Source organism: Paracoccus simplex (genome assembly GCF_042648325.1).
Lineage (GTDB): Bacteria > Pseudomonadota > Alphaproteobacteria > Rhodobacterales > Rhodobacteraceae > Paracoccus > Paracoccus simplex.
The window spans coordinates 13783-28289 of record NZ_JBHRXE010000013.1; the positions used below are offsets into that span (position 1 = coordinate 13783).

At 69.5% G+C, this 14507-nt stretch carries 18 protein-coding genes; 3 read left to right on the forward strand and 15 right to left on the reverse strand.

Annotation, left to right across the window (positions count from 1 at the left end):
* The first annotated feature begins 44 nt into the window (after nt 1-44).
* Nucleotides 45-740 (forward strand): DUF1045 domain-containing protein, encoded by a 696-nt coding sequence (locus tag ACFOMP_RS06190; protein WP_379028601.1) that lies wholly within the window; start codon nt 45-47, stop codon nt 738-740.
* Here ACFOMP_RS06190 and phnN read toward each other — a convergent pair.
* The 7 genes from phnN to phnG all read right to left on the reverse strand — a co-directional run bounded on the left by phnN (nt 707) and on the right by phnG (nt 5759).
* Complete coding sequence (gene phnN, locus ACFOMP_RS06195) at nt 707-1255, reverse strand: phosphonate metabolism protein/1,5-bisphosphokinase (PRPP-forming) PhnN (protein ID WP_379028603.1); 549 nt, start codon at nt 1253-1255, stop codon at nt 707-709. The genes ACFOMP_RS06190 and phnN overlap by 34 nt on opposite strands.
* A complete protein-coding gene (gene phnL / locus ACFOMP_RS06200; RefSeq protein ID WP_379028605.1) occupies nt 1252-1935 on the reverse strand; it encodes a phosphonate C-P lyase system protein PhnL in 684 nt (227 codons plus the stop codon). Before phnL ends, phnN begins: the two co-directional genes overlap by 4 nt.
* A 4-nt stretch (nt 1936-1939) precedes the next feature.
* Nucleotides 1940-2713 (reverse strand): phosphonate C-P lyase system protein PhnK, encoded by a 774-nt coding sequence (phnK, locus tag ACFOMP_RS06205; RefSeq protein ID WP_289896013.1) that lies wholly within the window; start codon nt 2711-2713, stop codon nt 1940-1942.
* Nucleotides 2713-3576, reverse strand: a complete 864-nt coding sequence (locus tag ACFOMP_RS06210; protein ID WP_289896014.1) for an alpha-D-ribose 1-methylphosphonate 5-phosphate C-P-lyase PhnJ — start codon at nt 3574-3576, stop codon at nt 2713-2715. Before ACFOMP_RS06210 ends, phnK begins: the two co-directional genes overlap by 1 nt.
* An 85-nt stretch (nt 3577-3661) precedes the next feature.
* Nucleotides 3662-4744, reverse strand: coding sequence for a carbon-phosphorus lyase complex subunit PhnI (locus ACFOMP_RS06215; protein ID WP_379028607.1), 1083 nt, complete (start codon nt 4742-4744; stop codon nt 3662-3664).
* A complete protein-coding gene (gene phnH, locus ACFOMP_RS06220; protein WP_379028609.1) occupies nt 4744-5319 on the reverse strand; it encodes a phosphonate C-P lyase system protein PhnH in 576 nt (191 codons plus the stop codon). The genes ACFOMP_RS06215 and phnH overlap by 1 nt, the downstream gene beginning before the upstream one ends.
* On the reverse strand, nt 5316-5759 hold the full coding sequence (gene phnG, locus ACFOMP_RS06225) for a phosphonate C-P lyase system protein PhnG (RefSeq protein ID WP_379028611.1): 444 nt from the start codon (nt 5757-5759) through the stop codon (nt 5316-5318). The genes phnH and phnG overlap by 4 nt, the downstream gene beginning before the upstream one ends.
* 102 nt (nt 5760-5861) lie before the next feature.
* Here phnG and phnF point away from each other — a divergent pair, with 102 nt between their 5' ends.
* Entirely contained in the window at nt 5862-6578 is a 717-nt protein-coding gene (gene phnF / locus ACFOMP_RS06230) for a phosphonate metabolism transcriptional regulator PhnF (protein ID WP_379028613.1), read from the forward strand.
* A 9-nt stretch (nt 6579-6587) separates the two neighbouring features.
* Here phnF and phnE (ACFOMP_RS06235) read toward each other — a convergent pair whose 3' ends face one another.
* The 4 genes from phnE (ACFOMP_RS06235) to phnC all read right to left on the reverse strand — a co-directional run bounded on the left by phnE (ACFOMP_RS06235) (nt 6588) and on the right by phnC (nt 10635).
* Nucleotides 6588-7919 (reverse strand): phosphonate ABC transporter, permease protein PhnE, encoded by a 1332-nt coding sequence (gene phnE / locus ACFOMP_RS06235; protein ID WP_379028615.1) that lies wholly within the window; start codon nt 7917-7919, stop codon nt 6588-6590.
* On the reverse strand, nt 7916-8794 hold the full coding sequence (gene phnE / locus ACFOMP_RS06240; RefSeq protein ID WP_379028617.1) for a phosphonate ABC transporter, permease protein PhnE: 879 nt from the start codon (nt 8792-8794) through the stop codon (nt 7916-7918). The genes phnE (ACFOMP_RS06235) and phnE (ACFOMP_RS06240) overlap by 4 nt, the downstream gene beginning before the upstream one ends.
* Before the next feature lie 71 nt (nt 8795-8865).
* Nucleotides 8866-9768: a phosphonate ABC transporter substrate-binding protein gene (phnD, locus tag ACFOMP_RS06245; protein WP_289896021.1), complete on the reverse strand. Its 903-nt coding sequence runs from the start codon at nt 9766-9768 to the stop codon at nt 8866-8868.
* A 48-nt stretch (nt 9769-9816) separates the two neighbouring features.
* Nucleotides 9817-10635, reverse strand: coding sequence for a phosphonate ABC transporter ATP-binding protein (gene phnC / locus ACFOMP_RS06250; protein ID WP_289896532.1), 819 nt, complete (start codon nt 10633-10635; stop codon nt 9817-9819).
* 271 nt (nt 10636-10906) lie between these two features.
* Between phnC and ACFOMP_RS06255 the strand changes: the two genes are divergently transcribed.
* Nucleotides 10907-11107 carry a hypothetical protein gene (locus ACFOMP_RS06255; RefSeq protein WP_019353100.1) on the forward strand — a complete coding sequence of 67 codons (201 nt, stop codon included), beginning with the start codon at nt 10907-10909 and terminating at the stop codon, nt 11105-11107.
* A 91-nt stretch (nt 11108-11198) separates the two neighbouring features.
* Here the strand turns inward: ACFOMP_RS06255 and ACFOMP_RS06260 are convergent, their stop codons facing one another.
* The 4 genes from ACFOMP_RS06260 to ACFOMP_RS06275 form a co-directional block, all read right to left on the reverse strand.
* On the reverse strand, nt 11199-11351 hold the full coding sequence (locus ACFOMP_RS06260) for a hypothetical protein (RefSeq protein WP_379028619.1): 153 nt from the start codon (nt 11349-11351) through the stop codon (nt 11199-11201).
* Nucleotides 11352-11482: 131 nt separating this feature from the next.
* Nucleotides 11483-13000, reverse strand: coding sequence for a tripartite tricarboxylate transporter permease (locus ACFOMP_RS06265; RefSeq protein ID WP_379028621.1), 1518 nt, complete (start codon nt 12998-13000; stop codon nt 11483-11485).
* A 3-nt stretch (nt 13001-13003) separates the two neighbouring features.
* Complete coding sequence (locus ACFOMP_RS06270) at nt 13004-13498, reverse strand: tripartite tricarboxylate transporter TctB family protein (protein ID WP_379028623.1); 495 nt, start codon at nt 13496-13498, stop codon at nt 13004-13006.
* Entirely contained in the window at nt 13495-14436 is a 942-nt protein-coding gene (locus ACFOMP_RS06275; RefSeq protein WP_379028625.1) for a Bug family tripartite tricarboxylate transporter substrate binding protein, read from the reverse strand. Before ACFOMP_RS06275 ends, ACFOMP_RS06270 begins: the two co-directional genes overlap by 4 nt.
* Nucleotides 14437-14507 lie beyond the last annotated feature (71 nt).

A 14507-nucleotide genomic window follows, 5' to 3' on the forward strand; every position in this document is an offset into this window, starting at 1 on the left:
CGGGCTGTCACAGGAGTGTGATAGTCCGGCTCTAAAGAGGCGCGATGTTGGATATGAAACGCTTCGCCGTCTATTACGCGCCGCCGCCCGGCGCATTCGCCGATCTTGCGGCCCGCTGGCTGGGCTGGGATGCCGTCAGCGGCCAGGCCTGCGCGCCGCCCGATCTGGACTTGCCCGTGGCCGAGATTACCGCGGAACCGCGCCGCTACGGCTTTCACGGCACCGTCAAGCCGCCCTTCCGGCTGGCGCCCGGCGCGACGCCCGGCGATCTGGACGCCGCGATGAAGGGGCTTGCCGGCCGGCTGGCGCCGGTCCTGCTGCCCGGCCTGCGGCTGGCGTCCCTGGACGGCTTCCTGGCGCTTGTGCCCGAGGGGGACACGACGCCCTTGCAGCGCCTGGCGGCGACGGTGGTGCGCAATCTGGACCCGCTGCGCGCGCCGCTGACCGAGGCCGAGATCGCCCGCCGCCGGCCCGAGCGGCTGACGCCGCCCCAGCGCGCATTGCTGGAGCGCTGGGGCTATCCCCATGTGATGGAGGAGTTCCGCTTTCACCTGACCCTGACCGACCGGCTGCCGGTCGGGATGGCTGGGCGGGCGCAGGCGGCGCTGGCGGCGCATTTCGCGCCGGTGCTGCCGCGCCCCTTCGTCATCGACGCGCTGTGCCTGTTCGGCGAGCCAAAGGATGGGGGGTTCCGGCTGCTGCATCGCTACGACCTTGCCGGCAGGGACGGGGCGGGCTGAAGCGCCGCCAGGAACCGCGCCAGTCCGATTTCGGCGCTGGCGTCGTTGATCACGGTTTGATGGGCGATGCCCTCGGGCAGGGCGAAACCGGCCCGGACAAGACGCCGCTCGCGGTCCGCGGCGTCCTCGCGGCCGCGCTCGGCCAGCCGGGCCGCCAGAACCGGTGCAGGGGCGGTGACCAGCAGAACGGTCAGGCCGGGCAGGCGCGCGGCGGCCTCGGCCAGGATGGCGCGGCTGGCATTGAACAGCACCGTGCCCGGCCCGGCGAGTTCGCCGGCCGGGATGCCGTAATCCAGCCCATGCGCGTGCCAGTGCAGGGCGAATTCGCCGGCAGCGTGGCGGCGGGCGAATTCGGCCGGGGTCACGCCGTCGAAATCCTCGCCGCCGGCATCGGCGGGGCGGGTGATGACCCGGCGGGCGGCGCGAATCCGGTCGGGCTGGGCGGCACAGGCCATCGCCATCAGCGTGTCCTTGCCGGCGCCCGAGGGGCCGACGACGGCGACCAGCCGGGTCATGCCGCGGCCCCGGGCGTGAAGCCGGTGACATCGACCAGCCGGTCGCAGACCCGGACCCGCGCCGCCTCGTCATGGAAGATGCCCAGGATGGCGGCGCCGCGGGCCTTGGCCTCCTCGATCAGCGACAGGACCACCTCGCGGTTGGCGGCATCCAGGCTGGCGGTGGGTTCGTCCAGCAGCAGCACCGGAAAGGGATGGGCAAAGCCGCGGGCGATGTTCACCCGCTGTTGTTCGCCGCCCGAGAAGGTGGTGGGCGACAGGCCCCACAGCCGTTCCGGGATGTTCAGCCGCGCCAGCAGCGCGGCGGCGCGGGTGCGGGCCTCGGCCTCGGGGGTGCCGAGCCGGCGCAGCGGTTCGGCCACGACCTCGATGGTGGGCACGCGGGGGACGACGCGCAGGAACTGGCTGACATAGCCCAGCCGGTCGCGGCGCAGGGCGATGATCTGGCGCGGTTGGGCCGTGACCACATCCAGCCCCGCCACCCGGATCGAGCCCGAGGCGGCCAGGTAATTGCCATGGATCATCCGCATCAGCGTGGATTTCCCGGCCCCCGACTGCCCGGTCAGCCCGACGCATTCGCCGGCCTCCACGGTCAGGTTCGCGCCTTCCATCACCCGCAGGACGGCGCCGGCCTGGTTGTGCAGGGTAAAGGTCTTGGACAGATTCTCGATGCGGATCATGGGATTACACCTGCAGGACAGAGGATACGAGAAGCTGGGTATAGGCGTGCTGCGGATCGTCCAGCACCTGGTCGGTCAGCCCGGTTTCCACGACGCGGCCCGATTTCATCACCATCAGCCGGTCGGCCAGCAGCCGCACCACCGCCAGGTCATGGGTGACGATCACCACCGACAGGCCAAGATCGCGCACCAGTCCGCGCAACAGGTCCAGCAGCCGCGCCTGCACGCTGACATCCAGCCCGCCGGTCGGCTCGTCCATGAAGACCAGCCGCGGGCCGGTGACCAGGTTGCGGGCGATCTGCAGCCGTTGCTGCATCCCGCCGGAAAAGGCCGAGGGCCGGTCGTCGATGCGTTCGGCGGCGATCTCGACCCGGCCCAGCCAGTCGGTCGCCGTGTCGCGGATGGCGCCGTAATGGCGCTGACCCACGGCCATCAGGCGTTCGCCGACATTGCCGCCGGCGCTGACGCCCATGCGCAGCCCGTCGCGCGGGTTCTGGTGGACATAGGCCCAGTCGCCGCGCAGCAGGCGGCGGCGCTCGGCCTCGGAAAAGCCCAGCACGTCGCGGCCTTCCCACAGGATCGCGCCCTCGTCGGGCCGCTGCATGCCCGCCAGGCAGGACAGCAGCGTCGATTTGCCCGAGCCGCTTTCGCCGACGATGCCCAGCACCTCGCCCGGCCACAGCTCGAATGCGACCTCGGCGCAGCCGATGCGCGGGCCGTAGCGTTTCGTCAGCCCCTGCACCGACAGAAGCGGCATGGTCAGGTTCGCGCCATCCATCACGCCACCTCCTGCGCGGACAGCCGACCACGATGGCCGTCCTCTTGCCGCGAATTGCAGAAATCCGTGTCCGAGCAGACGAACATCCGGCTGCCGCGGTCGTCGGTGATGACCTCGTCCAGATAGCTGCCGGAGGCCCCGCACAGGTCGCAGTCGTGATCGGCCTTGGAGGCCATGAAGGGATGATCCTCGAAATCCAGGCTGACCACCTGGCTATAGGGCGGTACGGCATAGATGCGGCTTTCGCGGCCGGCGCCGAACAACTGGATCGCCGGATTGTCCGCCAGCTTGGGATTGTCGAATTTCGGGATCGGCGAAGGGTCCATGACATAGCGCCCCTCGACCTTCACCGGATAGGCGTAGCTGGTGGCGATCTCGCCATGGCGGGCGATGTCTTCGTAAAGTTTGACGTGCATCAGCCCGTATTCCTCAAGCTCGTGCATCTTGCGGGTCTCGGTCTCGCGCGGCTCCAGGAAGCGCAGCGGTTCGGGGATCGGCACCTGGTAGACCAGGATCTGCGCCTCGGTCAGCGGCTGTTCGGGGATGCGGTGGCGGGTCTGGATCAGCGTGGCCTCGGCGGTGCGCTCGGTGACCTCGACCCCGGCGGTGCGCTGGAAGAAGCGGCGGATCGAGACGGCGTTGGTGGTGTCGTCGGCGCCCTGGTCGATGACCTTCAGCCGGTCCTCGGGCGTCAGGCAGGCCGCCGTCACCTGCACGCCGCCGGTGCCCCAGCCGTAAGGCATCGGCATCTCGCGGCTGGCGAAGGGCACCTGATAGCCGGGGATGGCCAGCGCCTTCAGCAGCGCGCGGCGGATCATGCGCTTGGTCTGTTCGTCCAGATAGGCGAAGTTGTAATCGCTCACAGCGGCCCCCTTTCGGTCAGGGCGGTTTCCGGGGCGCGCCGCCCGGTCGTGCGGCGGCGCGGCGCGTGACGGGTGCGAGGGGCGCTCATTCGGCGGCCTCGTGCAGGGCCGTGGCCTCGGCGCGCAGGCGGCGCACCAGTTCCAGCTCGGACTGGAAATCGACGTAATGCGGCAGCTTGATATGTTCCAGGAAGCCGGTCGCCTGCACGTTGTCGCAATGCGACAGCACGAATTCCTGGTCTTGCGCCGGGGCGCCGGTGAAATCCTCGCCCAGTTCCTGCCAGCGCAGGGCGCGGTCCACCAGGCTCATCGAGATGGCCTTGCGTTCCGACTGGCCCATGACCAGGCCATAGCCGCGGGTGAATTGCGGCGGCTCGGTCTTCGAGCCCTTGAACTGGTTCACCGTCTCGCATTCGGTCAGCTCGACCTCGCCGATCTCGACGGCGAAGCCCAGCTCGGGCAGCTCGACCTCGACCGCGACGCGGCCGATGCGCAGCTCGCCCACGAAGGCATGGGTGCGGCCATAGCCGCGCTGCGTGGAATAGGCCAGGGACAGCACGAAGCCCTCGTCCCCGCGGGTCAGCGCCTGCAGGCGCAGCGCCCGGTCGGCCGGCAGTTCCAGCGGCGTCCGGGTCAGGTCGGCGGGGGCGTCGTCGCCGGGCGGCTCGGCCTCGATCAGCCCGTCGCGGTCCAGAAGCCCGGTGACATGCGGCACCGGCTCGGCCGCCGCCGCGGCGGTCGGGGCGGGCGGCACCTCGCTCTCGGCCGTCAGGGCGAAATCCAGCAGCCGGTGGGTATAGTCGAAGGTCGGCCCCAGCACCTGCCCGCCGGGCAGATCCTTGAAGGTCGCCGAGACGCGGCGGTCCACCGCCATCGCCGCCGTGTCCACCGGCTGCGACGCGCCGAAGCGCGGCAGCGTCGTGCGATAGGCGCGGATCAGGAACACCGCCTCGATCAGGTCGCCGCGGGCCTGCTTGATCGCCAGCGCCGCCAGGTCGGGATCGTAGAGCGAGCCCTCGGCCATCACCCGGTTCACCGCCAGCGCCATCTGTTCGCGGATCTGGGCGACGGTCAGTTCGGGGATGGCGGGATCGCCGCGGCGCTCCTCGGCCAGCCAGGCGTGGGCGGCGTCGATGGCGCGTTCGCCACCCTTGACGGCGACATACATCAGCAATCCTCCACGATGGTGCTGCGGGGCAGGGCGGCCAGCCGGTCGCCGCAGGTCAGGATGGTGTCGAAGCCCAGCGGAAACAGCGCCCGGTTCGCCCGGAAGGCGGCGGTTTCCGGCAGCGACAGCCGGGCGGCGTCGCGGATGCCGGGGCCGGTCAGCCGCGCACCGTCGGCCTCCAGCCGCTCGACCTCGACGATCAGCGTGGCCGAGCGGTCGGGAAAGGCGGGCTCGCCGGTGCGGAAGCGCGTCACCGGCTGCAGATCGGGCCAGCGGCCAAGCGCGAAACCGGCATCCGCCGCGGCGGCCTGCGGCGCGCCGGTGTGAAAGGCGATCCAGCGCCGCAACGCGTCGTTGTCGAGGGCGCCGGCCAGGTGCAGGGGCGTCGTGGCATCGGTCAGCGTCAGCAGCACCGTGGCCGCTGCCGCCGACAGGCCGGGCGCGGCGGCGCCGGTCACGGCATGGATGCGTCCGGGGCGGGCCATCGCGTCCAGCACGGCGCGGAAGGCATGGGCGGCATCGCGGGCGGGATCGGCGAAGCCGCCGGCAAGCGGCGTGGTCAGCGGGGCGTTCATTGGTCCTCTCCGCGCAGCATGGTGAAGAATTCGACCCGGGTGGCCGCGGCCTTTTCGGCGCGGGTGCCGCGGCGGGCCTGCGCTTCGGCGCGCAGCGGGGCCATGACCTGAGCCTCGATCCGGGCGGCCTGCTCGCCCTGCATCAGCGCGTCCAGCACCGCGGCGCGACGGGCATGGTCGCGGTCGCGGCCCTGCACCCAGGCATGGCCCACCGCATCGCCCAGCCGGACCGAGCAGCGCGTCACCGTCATCTCGCCCAGGTTGAAGCGGTTGCCGGTGCCGCCGACCCGTCCCTCCAGCATGACGGCGCCGATCTCGGGCGCGCGCAGCAGCTCATGGGCCGGCAGGTCGGGGGCCAGGGCGGCAAGCCGGGCGGCCGGCGCCTTGGCAAGAAGCGACATCCAGTCGCGGCGGAGGGCGGTTTCTTCGATCTGCGACATTGCGTGCCTCGACATCTTGCCAGCTTGTCTAGTTTCCTATACAACTAGACAAGTGATAACCCGCCGGCGCCCCCGGCTCAAGCCCCGAGTTGTGAATTTTTGATGACGACCAAGCAGCCGATCTGGAAATCCATCGCCGCCACGCTGGCGGCCGAGATCGCCGACGGGCATTACCGCCCCGGCGACAAACTGCCGTCGGAAGCCGAGCTGGCCGTCCGGTTTGGCGTCAACCGCCACACGGTGCGCCATGCCCTGGCCGCGCTGGCCGAGGCGGGGACGGTGCGCAGCCGGCGCGGCGCCGGCGTGTTCGTCGCCTCGGTGCCGACCGATTATCCGCTGGGGCGGCGGGTCCGTTTCCACCAGAACGTCGCGGCCTCCGGGCGGGCGGCCTCGCGCCGGCTGACGCTGCTGGACACCCGCGGCGCCGATGCGAAAGAGGCCGAGGCGCTGGCGCTTGCCCCCGGCGCCCCCGTGCATGTCATCGAGGGCGTGTCGCTGGTGGACGGCCAGCCGCTGGCGGTGTTCCGTTCGGTCTTCGATGCCGGGCGCTTTCCCGGGCTGCTGGCGCAGCTCGAGGCGCATCCCTCGGTCACGCGCGCGCTGGCGGAATGCGGGCTTTGCGACTATACGCGGGCCTCGACCCGGCTGACGGCGAAGATCGCGCCGGCCACCATGGCGCTGATGCTGGAACTGCCGCAGGGCACGCCGGTGCTGCGCTCGGTGGCGATCAATGTCGATGCCGAGGGGCGGCCGGTCGAGTTCGGCACCACCTGGTTCGCGGGCGACCGGGTGACGCTGACCGTCGCGCCCGAGGGCTGAGGGTGCGGCTTACGCGCCCCTGATCAGCTTGCGGCGCAGCCAGCCCGACAGGCTGTCCATGGCGATCACGGTCAGCACGATCAGCACCATGTAATAGGCCACGTCCTCCCAGTCCTTCTGGGTCTGGATGGCCTGGGTCAGCAGCAGGCCGATGCCGCCGCCGACGATGGCGCCGATCACCGTGGCGCCGCGGGTGTTGGATTCCAGGAAATACAGCACCTGCGACAGCAGCACCGGCGTCACCTGCGGGATCACCCCGAAGCGCGCCCGCTGCAGCGCGTTGCCGCCGGTCGAGCGGATGCCCTCGACCTGCTTCTCGTCGATGTTTTCCAGCGCCTCCGAGAACAGCTTGCCGAAGCTGCCGGTATCGGTCAGCAGGATCGCCAGCGCGCCGGTCATCGGGCCGGGGCCGAAGGCGCGCGCCAGCACGATGGTCCAGATCAGCGCGTCCACGCCGCGGATGAAGTCGAAGACCCGGCGCAGGCCGAAGCGCAGCACGCCGAAGGGGTTCATGTTCGACGCCGCCATGAAGGCCAGCGGCAGCGAGATGATCGCCGCGCCGAAGGTGCCCAGGAAGGCCATCAGCACCGTCTCGAACATGGCCCAGATCACGTCGCCATGCCGCCACATGCTGTTGGTCCAGAAGTCATGGGCCATGGCGGCGATGTTCGGCCGGCCGGGATCGAGCCGTTCCTCCCACAGCGCCGAGGTGGCCAGCTCCGGCCAGCTCATATGCGCGAACGGGCTGTCCAGCGTGAAGAAGAACAGCGGCCAGCCGGCCGAATAGCGGAAGGTTTCGACCTTGCTGCGCGTATAGGCGAAGCGCCCGGCCGGGGTGGTGATGCTGACGCGGCTGTCCGAGGCGTTGATCCAGTCGGGCAGCGGCTGCGGCGCATCCAGCAGCAGCCGGTCGCCGTCCGGGCGGATGGCGATGGTGCCGGCGTCGGGGTGGATATAGCGCGCGCCCTGGCCGTCATAGATCACACGATGGCCCTGGCCCAGGTCGATGGTGGTGGTGTCGCCGGCGCTGGCAACGAAATCGGGCAGCCGGCCCTCGGGCCAGATGCCCTTGGCCTCGCCCTCGACGGCGACGGTCAGCTTGCCGCTGCGGTTGTCACGGGTGACATGGGTCTTGTGGCGCCAGAAATCCGACATCAGCACCGCGGCATTGTCCATCCGCGCCCGGCCCGCCAGTCCCGCCAGGTCGAAGGCGACGGCGGCATAGGCCAGATAGGCCAGGATGGCCAGCGGCACCGCGAAAGAGATCGTCCGGCGGCGCGCGAAACCCGCCAGGATCGGCGCGGCGGGATGGGTCGCGGGCATCAGGGTTGCATCGGTCATGCGTTGCGGCCTTTCACCAGGCGGGCGCGGGCGTGGTCGGACAGCCGGTCGATGGCCACGATGGTCACGAACAGCAAAAGGAAGATCGCCACCACCTCGTCATAGCGGCCCTGGCCCCATTGCATGGCGATCTTCAGGTCATAGCCGATGCCGCCCGAGCCGACGAAGCCCAGGATGGCGCTGGCCCGCACGTTGATCTCGAACCGCATCAGCGCATAGGACAGCCAGTTCGGCGCCACCTGCGGCAGGACGCCCAGCCACATCCGCTGTCCCCAGGTGGCGCCGACCGAGGCCAGGCCCTCGACCGGCTTCGGATCGGCATTCTCGGCCACCTCGGAAAACAGCTTGCCGAGCGCCCCCCCGGTATGCAGGGCGATGGCGGCGACCGCCGGCACCGGCCCGCCGCCCAGAATGTAGATCAGCATCAGCGCGATGACGATTTCCGGAATGGCGCGGGTCGCGTCCATCATCCGTCGGAACAGCGGCGTCAGCCGCGGCCAGCGGGCCAGTCCGCGCGTCGAAAGCAGTGCCAGCAGCATCGCCGCCAGCCCGCCCAGCAGCGTCGAGACGGCGGCGATGTTCACCGTCTCGACCAGCGAGGGCAGGTGTTCGAGGAACATGCCGGGCAGGTTGGCGCGGTTGCGCCAGGCCTCGGACAAAACCTCGGCCGGAAAAGACAGCAGCATCGGCAGCCCGTCGATGAAGCCGCCGGCATTGCGCGACTCGGCCAGCCGGAAGCCGGACGCCATCAGCGCCACGAACAGGATCAGCAGGATGCCGCCATACATGCGCCGCCGGCGCGTCAGCTCCAGATAGGCGGTCTCGACCTGGCCGAGCCGGGGGTCGGGCGGCGGTCCGAAGGCGGTGTCGGCCATGTGTTCCTCGGGGTCGGAAAGCGGATGGCCGCGCCCGGTGCCGGACGCGGCCAGGGGACGGAAAGGGCCGGTCAGCTGTTCGATTCTTCCAGCTTGCGGGCGGCGACGACGCCCTCGAAGGCGCTGTGATCGACCGGCACGAAATCCTTGGCCTCGCCATGGGCGACACCGAAGGCGCAGGTCTTGTCGGTTTCGTGCAGGTCGGCGGTCAGCTGGATCACCTTGTCCTTGACCTCTTGCGGCAGGGCGTTGCGCACCACCATCGGGCCTTCCGGGATCAGCTTGGACTTCCAGATCTCGACCATGTCGTTCATGTCGATCAGCCCGGCATCGGCGGCCTTGCGCAGCGCGCCGGAATTGTAGCCGTCCTCCCAGTCGCCCAGGCCGTCGGCCCAGGTCACGCCGGCGTCGAAATCGCCATTGGCGACGCCGACGATGGTCTGCTCATGCCCGCCCGAGAAGCGCACCTCGCTGAAATATTCGTCCAGCGGGCCGTATTGCCCGGTCAGCTCGGCGCCCGGCACCAGGTAGCCCGAGGTCGAGTTCGGATCGGCAAAGGCGAAGCGCTTGCCCTTGGCATCGGCGATCGAGGTGATGCCGCTGTCCTTGCGCGCCAGGCCGATCGAGTAATAGCCGGTCGAACCGTCGATGTTCTGCTTGGTCAGCACCGGCGTCACGGCCTGCGGATCGGTCAGGTAGATCTTGGCATAGCCCGAGGCGCCCATCCAGGCCAGGTCCAGCGTGCCGCCCAGCAGGCCCTGGATCACGCCGTCGTAATCGGCCGGGGTGAAGACCTTGACCGGGACGCCCAGGGCCTGCTCGATGGCGGCGCGGTAGCATTCGTTCGAGCTCATGCGGTCCTGGGCGTTCTCGCCGCCCAAGATGCCGATGTTGAATTGCTTGATCTCCTGCGCGGCGGCGGCGATCGGGGTCAGGGCGGTGGCGGCGGCAAGCGCCAAGGCAAGGGTTTTCATGGTCTCTCCATGGGGTGGTGGTACCGCGGCCGGCTGGCCGGGGCGGATTCAGGCCAGCATTCGCGCCGCATAGGCGTCGTCCGGGGCCATGTCGGCGGGGATCGAGGTCGAGGTGGCGTCCTCGTTGAAACTGTCATCGGCGCCGTAGATGTCGCGTGCCACGCCGGTCGAAAGCTGGTCGGGCGTGCCGTCGAAGACGATGCGGCCGTCGCGCATGCCGATCACCCGGTCGCAATAGCGCCGTGCGGTGTCCAGCGTGTGCAGGTTCGCCAGCACCATGCGGCCGTCCTCGACATTGATGCGTTTCAGCGTGTCCATCACCACCTGCGCATTCATCGGGTCGAGGCTGGCGATGGGTTCGTCGGCCAGGATGATCCGCGGGTCCTGCATCAGCGCCCGGGCGATGGCGACGCGCTGCTGCTGACCGCCCGACAGCGCCTCGGCCCGCTTGGGCGCCTGTTCGGCGATGCCCAGCCGTTCGAGAATGGCGATGGCCCGCAGGATGTCCTGGCGCGGCCACAGGTTGAACATCGTGGCCATGGTCGAGCGGCGGTTCAGAAGGCCGTGCAGCACGTTTGACACCACGTCCATGCGCGGCACCAGGTTGAACTGCTGGAAGATCATCGCGCAATCGCTTTGCCATTGCCGGCGGGCCGCGCCGCGCAGCGAAAGGATGTCGCGCCCCTCGACCAGGATCTGCCCGGCGCTGGCATCGGTCAGCCGGTTCATCATGCGCAGGAAGGTGGATTTCCCGGCACCGGACCGGCCGATCACGCCGACAAAGGCGGGCCCCCCGACCGAGAAGCTGACATCGTCCACCGCGGCCTTCCGGCCGAAAATCCTGGTCACGTTCCTGACTTCAAGCACCGATGGCCCCTTTTCGTCGTCCACGGGGCTGATAGGCCGTCGATGTTTCAGTTCTTCGGCATTGCGGTGAAGTTTCCGTGACGGTCGCGGGGCGGGCCAAGGGCGCGGGCCGCAAGGGCTGAGCCGGCTTCAGCCGGTTGCCCGCCGGGTTGCCCGGGGAAACGGCAGACGGCCGGTGCGCGGGCGCGATCCGCGGCCGAAAAGGTGGCGGCGGGGCCGGAAAAGCGCGACAATGATTCAGGAAGCCAGGAACGACTCGACGGGGCTGGCCATGATCGAACTCGTCTTCATCGCCTGTATCAGCGGCACCCGGGCCGATTGCCGGGAACACAGCCTGATCTATACCGAGATGACGCCCATGGTCTGCATGCACGGCGCGCAGCCGGCGCTGGCGCGATGGGTCGAGACGCATCCGAACTGGCGCATCGCCCGCTGGTCCTGCCAGCCCTTGCGCCGCGAACGCAGCATCTGACGGTTTCGGCCAGACCAGCCCGGCGGAGGCCGGAAATGAAAATGCCGCCCGAAGGCGGCATTGGAACTTGATGCCGCAAGCCGGCCCGTGATCACAGATGGATGCTGCGGAATGCCGATTGCGAGATGCCGAGTTTCTTCAGGTCGCGGGCATCCGGGGTGCGGTGCATGTCCACCGCGGCGGCGGCATGGACGGCGGCGCGGAAGGTGCCGAAGAACGAGCGGAGGGACTGAAGGGCAGTCATCTGATTTGCCTGTCTGGTCAATGTTTCGATGACAGACAGATGGGCGCGCCGGCCCGCTTCTGCAACGCAGCATCTGGTCAAGGCCGCCATGACCTCAGATCATGGCGGCCCGGTTCCGCTGCGGCCCGGCCTCAGTCCTCGTCGCCGGCCAGTTGCGCCAGCACCTGGCCCTTGCCGCGCGCCCGCAGGATCAGCGGCACGATCAGCGCCAGCGCGGCAATCCCCAGCAGCACCGCGGCGATGGGCGACTGCACCAGATAGATCCAGTCGCCCTGGCTGATCGACAGCGCCCGGCGCAGTTGCTGCTCGGCCATCGGACCCAGGATCAGGCCGACGACGATGGGCGCGATGGGATAGCCGAACAGCCGCATCACATAGCCGAGCACCCCGAAAGCCAGCAGCATTCCCAGCTCGAAGGTCGAGGGGTTGGCGCCGATGGTGCCCAGCGTCGCGAACAGCAGGATCCCCGCATAGAGCCAGGGCTTGGGAATGGTCAGCAGCCTGACCCAGAGCCCGATCAGCGGTAGGTTCAGCACCAGCAGCATGGCATTGGCGATCAGCAGGCTGGCGATCAGCCCCCAGACCAGGGTCGGGTTGGTCGCGAACAGCAACGGCCCCGGTTGCAGGCCGAATTGCTGGAACCCCGCCAGCATGATCGCCGCCGTGGCCGAGGTCGGCAGGCCCAGCGTCAGCAGCGGCACCAGCGTGCCGGCGGCCGAGGCGTTGTTCGCCGCCTCCGGGCCGGCGACGCCCTCGATGGCGCCATGGCCGAATTCCTCGGGGTGCTTGGTCAGCTTCTTTTCGGTCGCATAGGACAGGAAGGTGCCGATCTCGGCCCCGCCGGCCGGCATGGCGCCGATGGGAAAGCCGATGACGGTGCCGCGCAGCCAGGGTTTCCACGACCGCGCCCAGTCCTGGCGGTTCATCCAGACCGAACCCTTGACGGCGGTCACCTCGTCATCGACCTGCACGCGCTGGCCGGCGATGAACAGCGCCTCGCCAAGCGCGAACATGGCGACGGCCATGGTGGTGACCTCGATCCCGTCCAGCAGCTCCGGCACGCCGAAGGACAGTCGTGCCTGGCCGGTCAGCTGGTCGATGCCGACGCAGGCCAGCGCCAGGCCCAGAAACAGCGAGGTCAGCCCGCGCAGCGCCGATTCGCCGAAGGCGGCCGACACGGTGACGAAGGCCAGCACCATCAGCGCGAAATATTCGCGCGGGCCGAAGACCAGCGCCAGCTTGACGATGGTGGGGGCCAGGAAGGCCAGCAGCAGCGTCGCGATCAGTCCGGCGATGAACGATCCGATGGCGGCGGTGGCCAGCGCCGGCCCGCCGCGGCCCTTGCGGGCCATCTTGTTGCCTTCCAGCGCGGTGATGATCGAGGCGCTTTCCCCCGGCGTGTTCAAGAGGATCGAGGTGGTCGAGCCGCCATACATGCCGCCGTAATAGATGCCGGCGAACATGATCAGCGAGCCGGCCGGGTCCAGCCGGTAGGTGACGGGCAGCAGCAGCGCCACGGTCAGGGCCGGGCCGATGCCGGGCAGCACGCCCACGGCGGTGCCCAGCGTCACGCCGATCAGCGCGTAAAGCAGCAGCATCGGGTCGGCCGCGGTGGCCAGCCCCTGCAGCAGGAAGTCGAAGGCGCCCATGGCTCAGCCCCCCGGGAAGAACAGCTGCTCCAGCGGCCCGGCGGGCAGGTGCAGCATCAGCAGTTGCGAGAAGATCGTCCAGACGACGAAGGCGAAGACGATGCCGATGGGAATGGTCATGGCCAGGTTGCGCTTGCCGAAGGCCCGGGCCGTAAAGGCGAACAGGATGCCGGTGGCGATCGAGAAGCCGGTGACATGCAGCAGCATCAGCTGCACGGCCAGTCCGGCCACGATCCACAGCACCGGCGCCGGGTTCTGCGCCGGGCGCTGGGGGAAATCGCCGCGCAGCCCCTCGACCGCGGTCCAGCCGGCCAGGCCGATCAGGCCCCAGGCCACGACGCGCGGCACGCTGGCCGGCCCCACGTCCGAATAGCCGCCCAGATCGGCCAGGCGCGCGCTGTCCCACAGCATCACGCCGCCGATCACCGCCAGCCCGGCCGCGATCACCAGCGCCGCCGTATCCCGGCGGCGCGGTTGTTCATGGCGCTGGACGCTCATTTCACCAGACCGATGTCCTTGAGGATGGCGGCGGTCGATTCGACGTCCTTGTCAAGCTGGGCCTCGAATTCGGGGCCGGCCAGCCAAGTGTCCATCCAGCCCTTGTCGGCCAGCTGCTTCTGCCAGTTTTCCGATTTGGCCATCTTCTCGATATCGGCGGTGACCTTGGCCTTCTGCTCGTCCGAAAGACCCGGGGCGGCGGCGACCATGCGCCAGTTCTCCAGCGTCACGTCCAGCCCGGCCTCTTGCAGGGTGGGGGCATCGACGCCTTCCAGCCGCTCGGGCGAGCTGACCGCCAGTAGGCGCAGGGTGCCGGCCTGGATCTGGGCCTCGAACTCGCCCAGCGAGGAAATGCCCGCGGTCACCTGATTGCCCAGGATCGCCGCCAGCGCCTCGCCGCCGCCGGAATAGGCGATGTAGTTGATCTTGGTCGGGTCGACGCCGGCCGCCTTGGCGATCAGGCCCACGGCGATATGGTCGGTGCCGCCGGCCGAGCCGCCGGCCCAGCTGACCGCGCCGGGATCGGCCTTCAGCTTTTCGATCAGCCCGGCCATGTCCTGGATCTCGGACGCGGCGGGGACCACGATCGCCTCGTATTCGCCGGTCAGCCGCGCGATGGGCGTCACGTCCTTCAGCGAGACGGGCGAGTTGTTGGTCAGGATGGCGCCGACCATCACATAGCCGCCGACGATCAGCGCGTCCGGGTTACCCTTGTTCTGGCTGGCGAATTGCGCCAGGCCGATGGTGCCGCCGGCACCGGGCACGTTCTGGACCTGCACCGATTTCGAGATGCCTTCCTCTTGCAGCACGGTCTGCATGGTGCGCGCGGTCTGGTCCCAGCCGCCGCCGGGATTGGCCGGCGCGATGATGGTGTAATCGGCCATGGCCGGCAGGGCGACGGCGCCGGCGAAAAGGCTGGCGAGAACGAGATGCTTCATGGTTTTCCTCCGCATCGACCGGGCGCATCGGCGCCGGCCGCGTTTCCGTTTTTTCTGGCTGCGGCCCGCAT

Excerpts from the sequence above, each read along its gene's own strand:
- phnF (WP_379028613.1), top strand. The coding sequence starts at position 5,862 with ATGACGACCAAGCAGCCGATCTGGAAATCCATCGCCGCCACGCTGGCG.
- ACFOMP_RS06260 (WP_379028619.1), bottom strand. The coding sequence starts at position 11,351 with ATGACTGCCCTTCAGTCCCTCCGCTCGTTCTTCGGCACCTTCCGCGCC.
- ACFOMP_RS06215 (WP_379028607.1), bottom strand. The coding sequence starts at position 4,744 with ATGTATGTCGCCGTCAAGGGTGGCGAACGCGCCATCGACGCCGCCCAC.
- phnH (WP_379028609.1), bottom strand. The coding sequence starts at position 5,319 with ATGAACGCCCCGCTGACCACGCCGCTTGCCGGCGGCTTCGCCGATCCC.
- ACFOMP_RS06275 (WP_379028625.1), bottom strand. The coding sequence starts at position 14,436 with ATGAAGCATCTCGTTCTCGCCAGCCTTTTCGCCGGCGCCGTCGCCCTG.
- phnK (WP_289896013.1), bottom strand. The coding sequence starts at position 2,713 with ATGGATGGCGCGAACCTGACCATGCCGCTTCTGTCGGTGCAGGGGCTG.
- phnD (WP_289896021.1), bottom strand. The coding sequence starts at position 9,768 with ATGAAAACCCTTGCCTTGGCGCTTGCCGCCGCCACCGCCCTGACCCCG.
- ACFOMP_RS06265 (WP_379028621.1), bottom strand. The coding sequence starts at position 13,000 with ATGGGCGCCTTCGACTTCCTGCTGCAGGGGCTGGCCACCGCGGCCGAC.
- ACFOMP_RS06190 (WP_379028601.1), top strand. The coding sequence starts at position 45 with ATGTTGGATATGAAACGCTTCGCCGTCTATTACGCGCCGCCGCCCGGC.
- phnN (WP_379028603.1), bottom strand. The coding sequence starts at position 1,255 with ATGACCCGGCTGGTCGCCGTCGTCGGCCCCTCGGGCGCCGGCAAGGAC.
- phnE (WP_379028615.1), bottom strand. The coding sequence starts at position 7,919 with ATGACCGATGCAACCCTGATGCCCGCGACCCATCCCGCCGCGCCGATC.
- ACFOMP_RS06255 (WP_019353100.1), top strand. The coding sequence starts at position 10,907 with ATGATCGAACTCGTCTTCATCGCCTGTATCAGCGGCACCCGGGCCGAT.
- phnL (WP_379028605.1), bottom strand. The coding sequence starts at position 1,935 with ATGATCCGCATCGAGAATCTGTCCAAGACCTTTACCCTGCACAACCAG.
- phnE (WP_379028617.1), bottom strand. The coding sequence starts at position 8,794 with ATGGCCGACACCGCCTTCGGACCGCCGCCCGACCCCCGGCTCGGCCAG.
- phnG (WP_379028611.1), bottom strand. The coding sequence starts at position 5,759 with ATGTCGCAGATCGAAGAAACCGCCCTCCGCCGCGACTGGATGTCGCTT.
- ACFOMP_RS06270 (WP_379028623.1), bottom strand. The coding sequence starts at position 13,498 with ATGAGCGTCCAGCGCCATGAACAACCGCGCCGCCGGGATACGGCGGCG.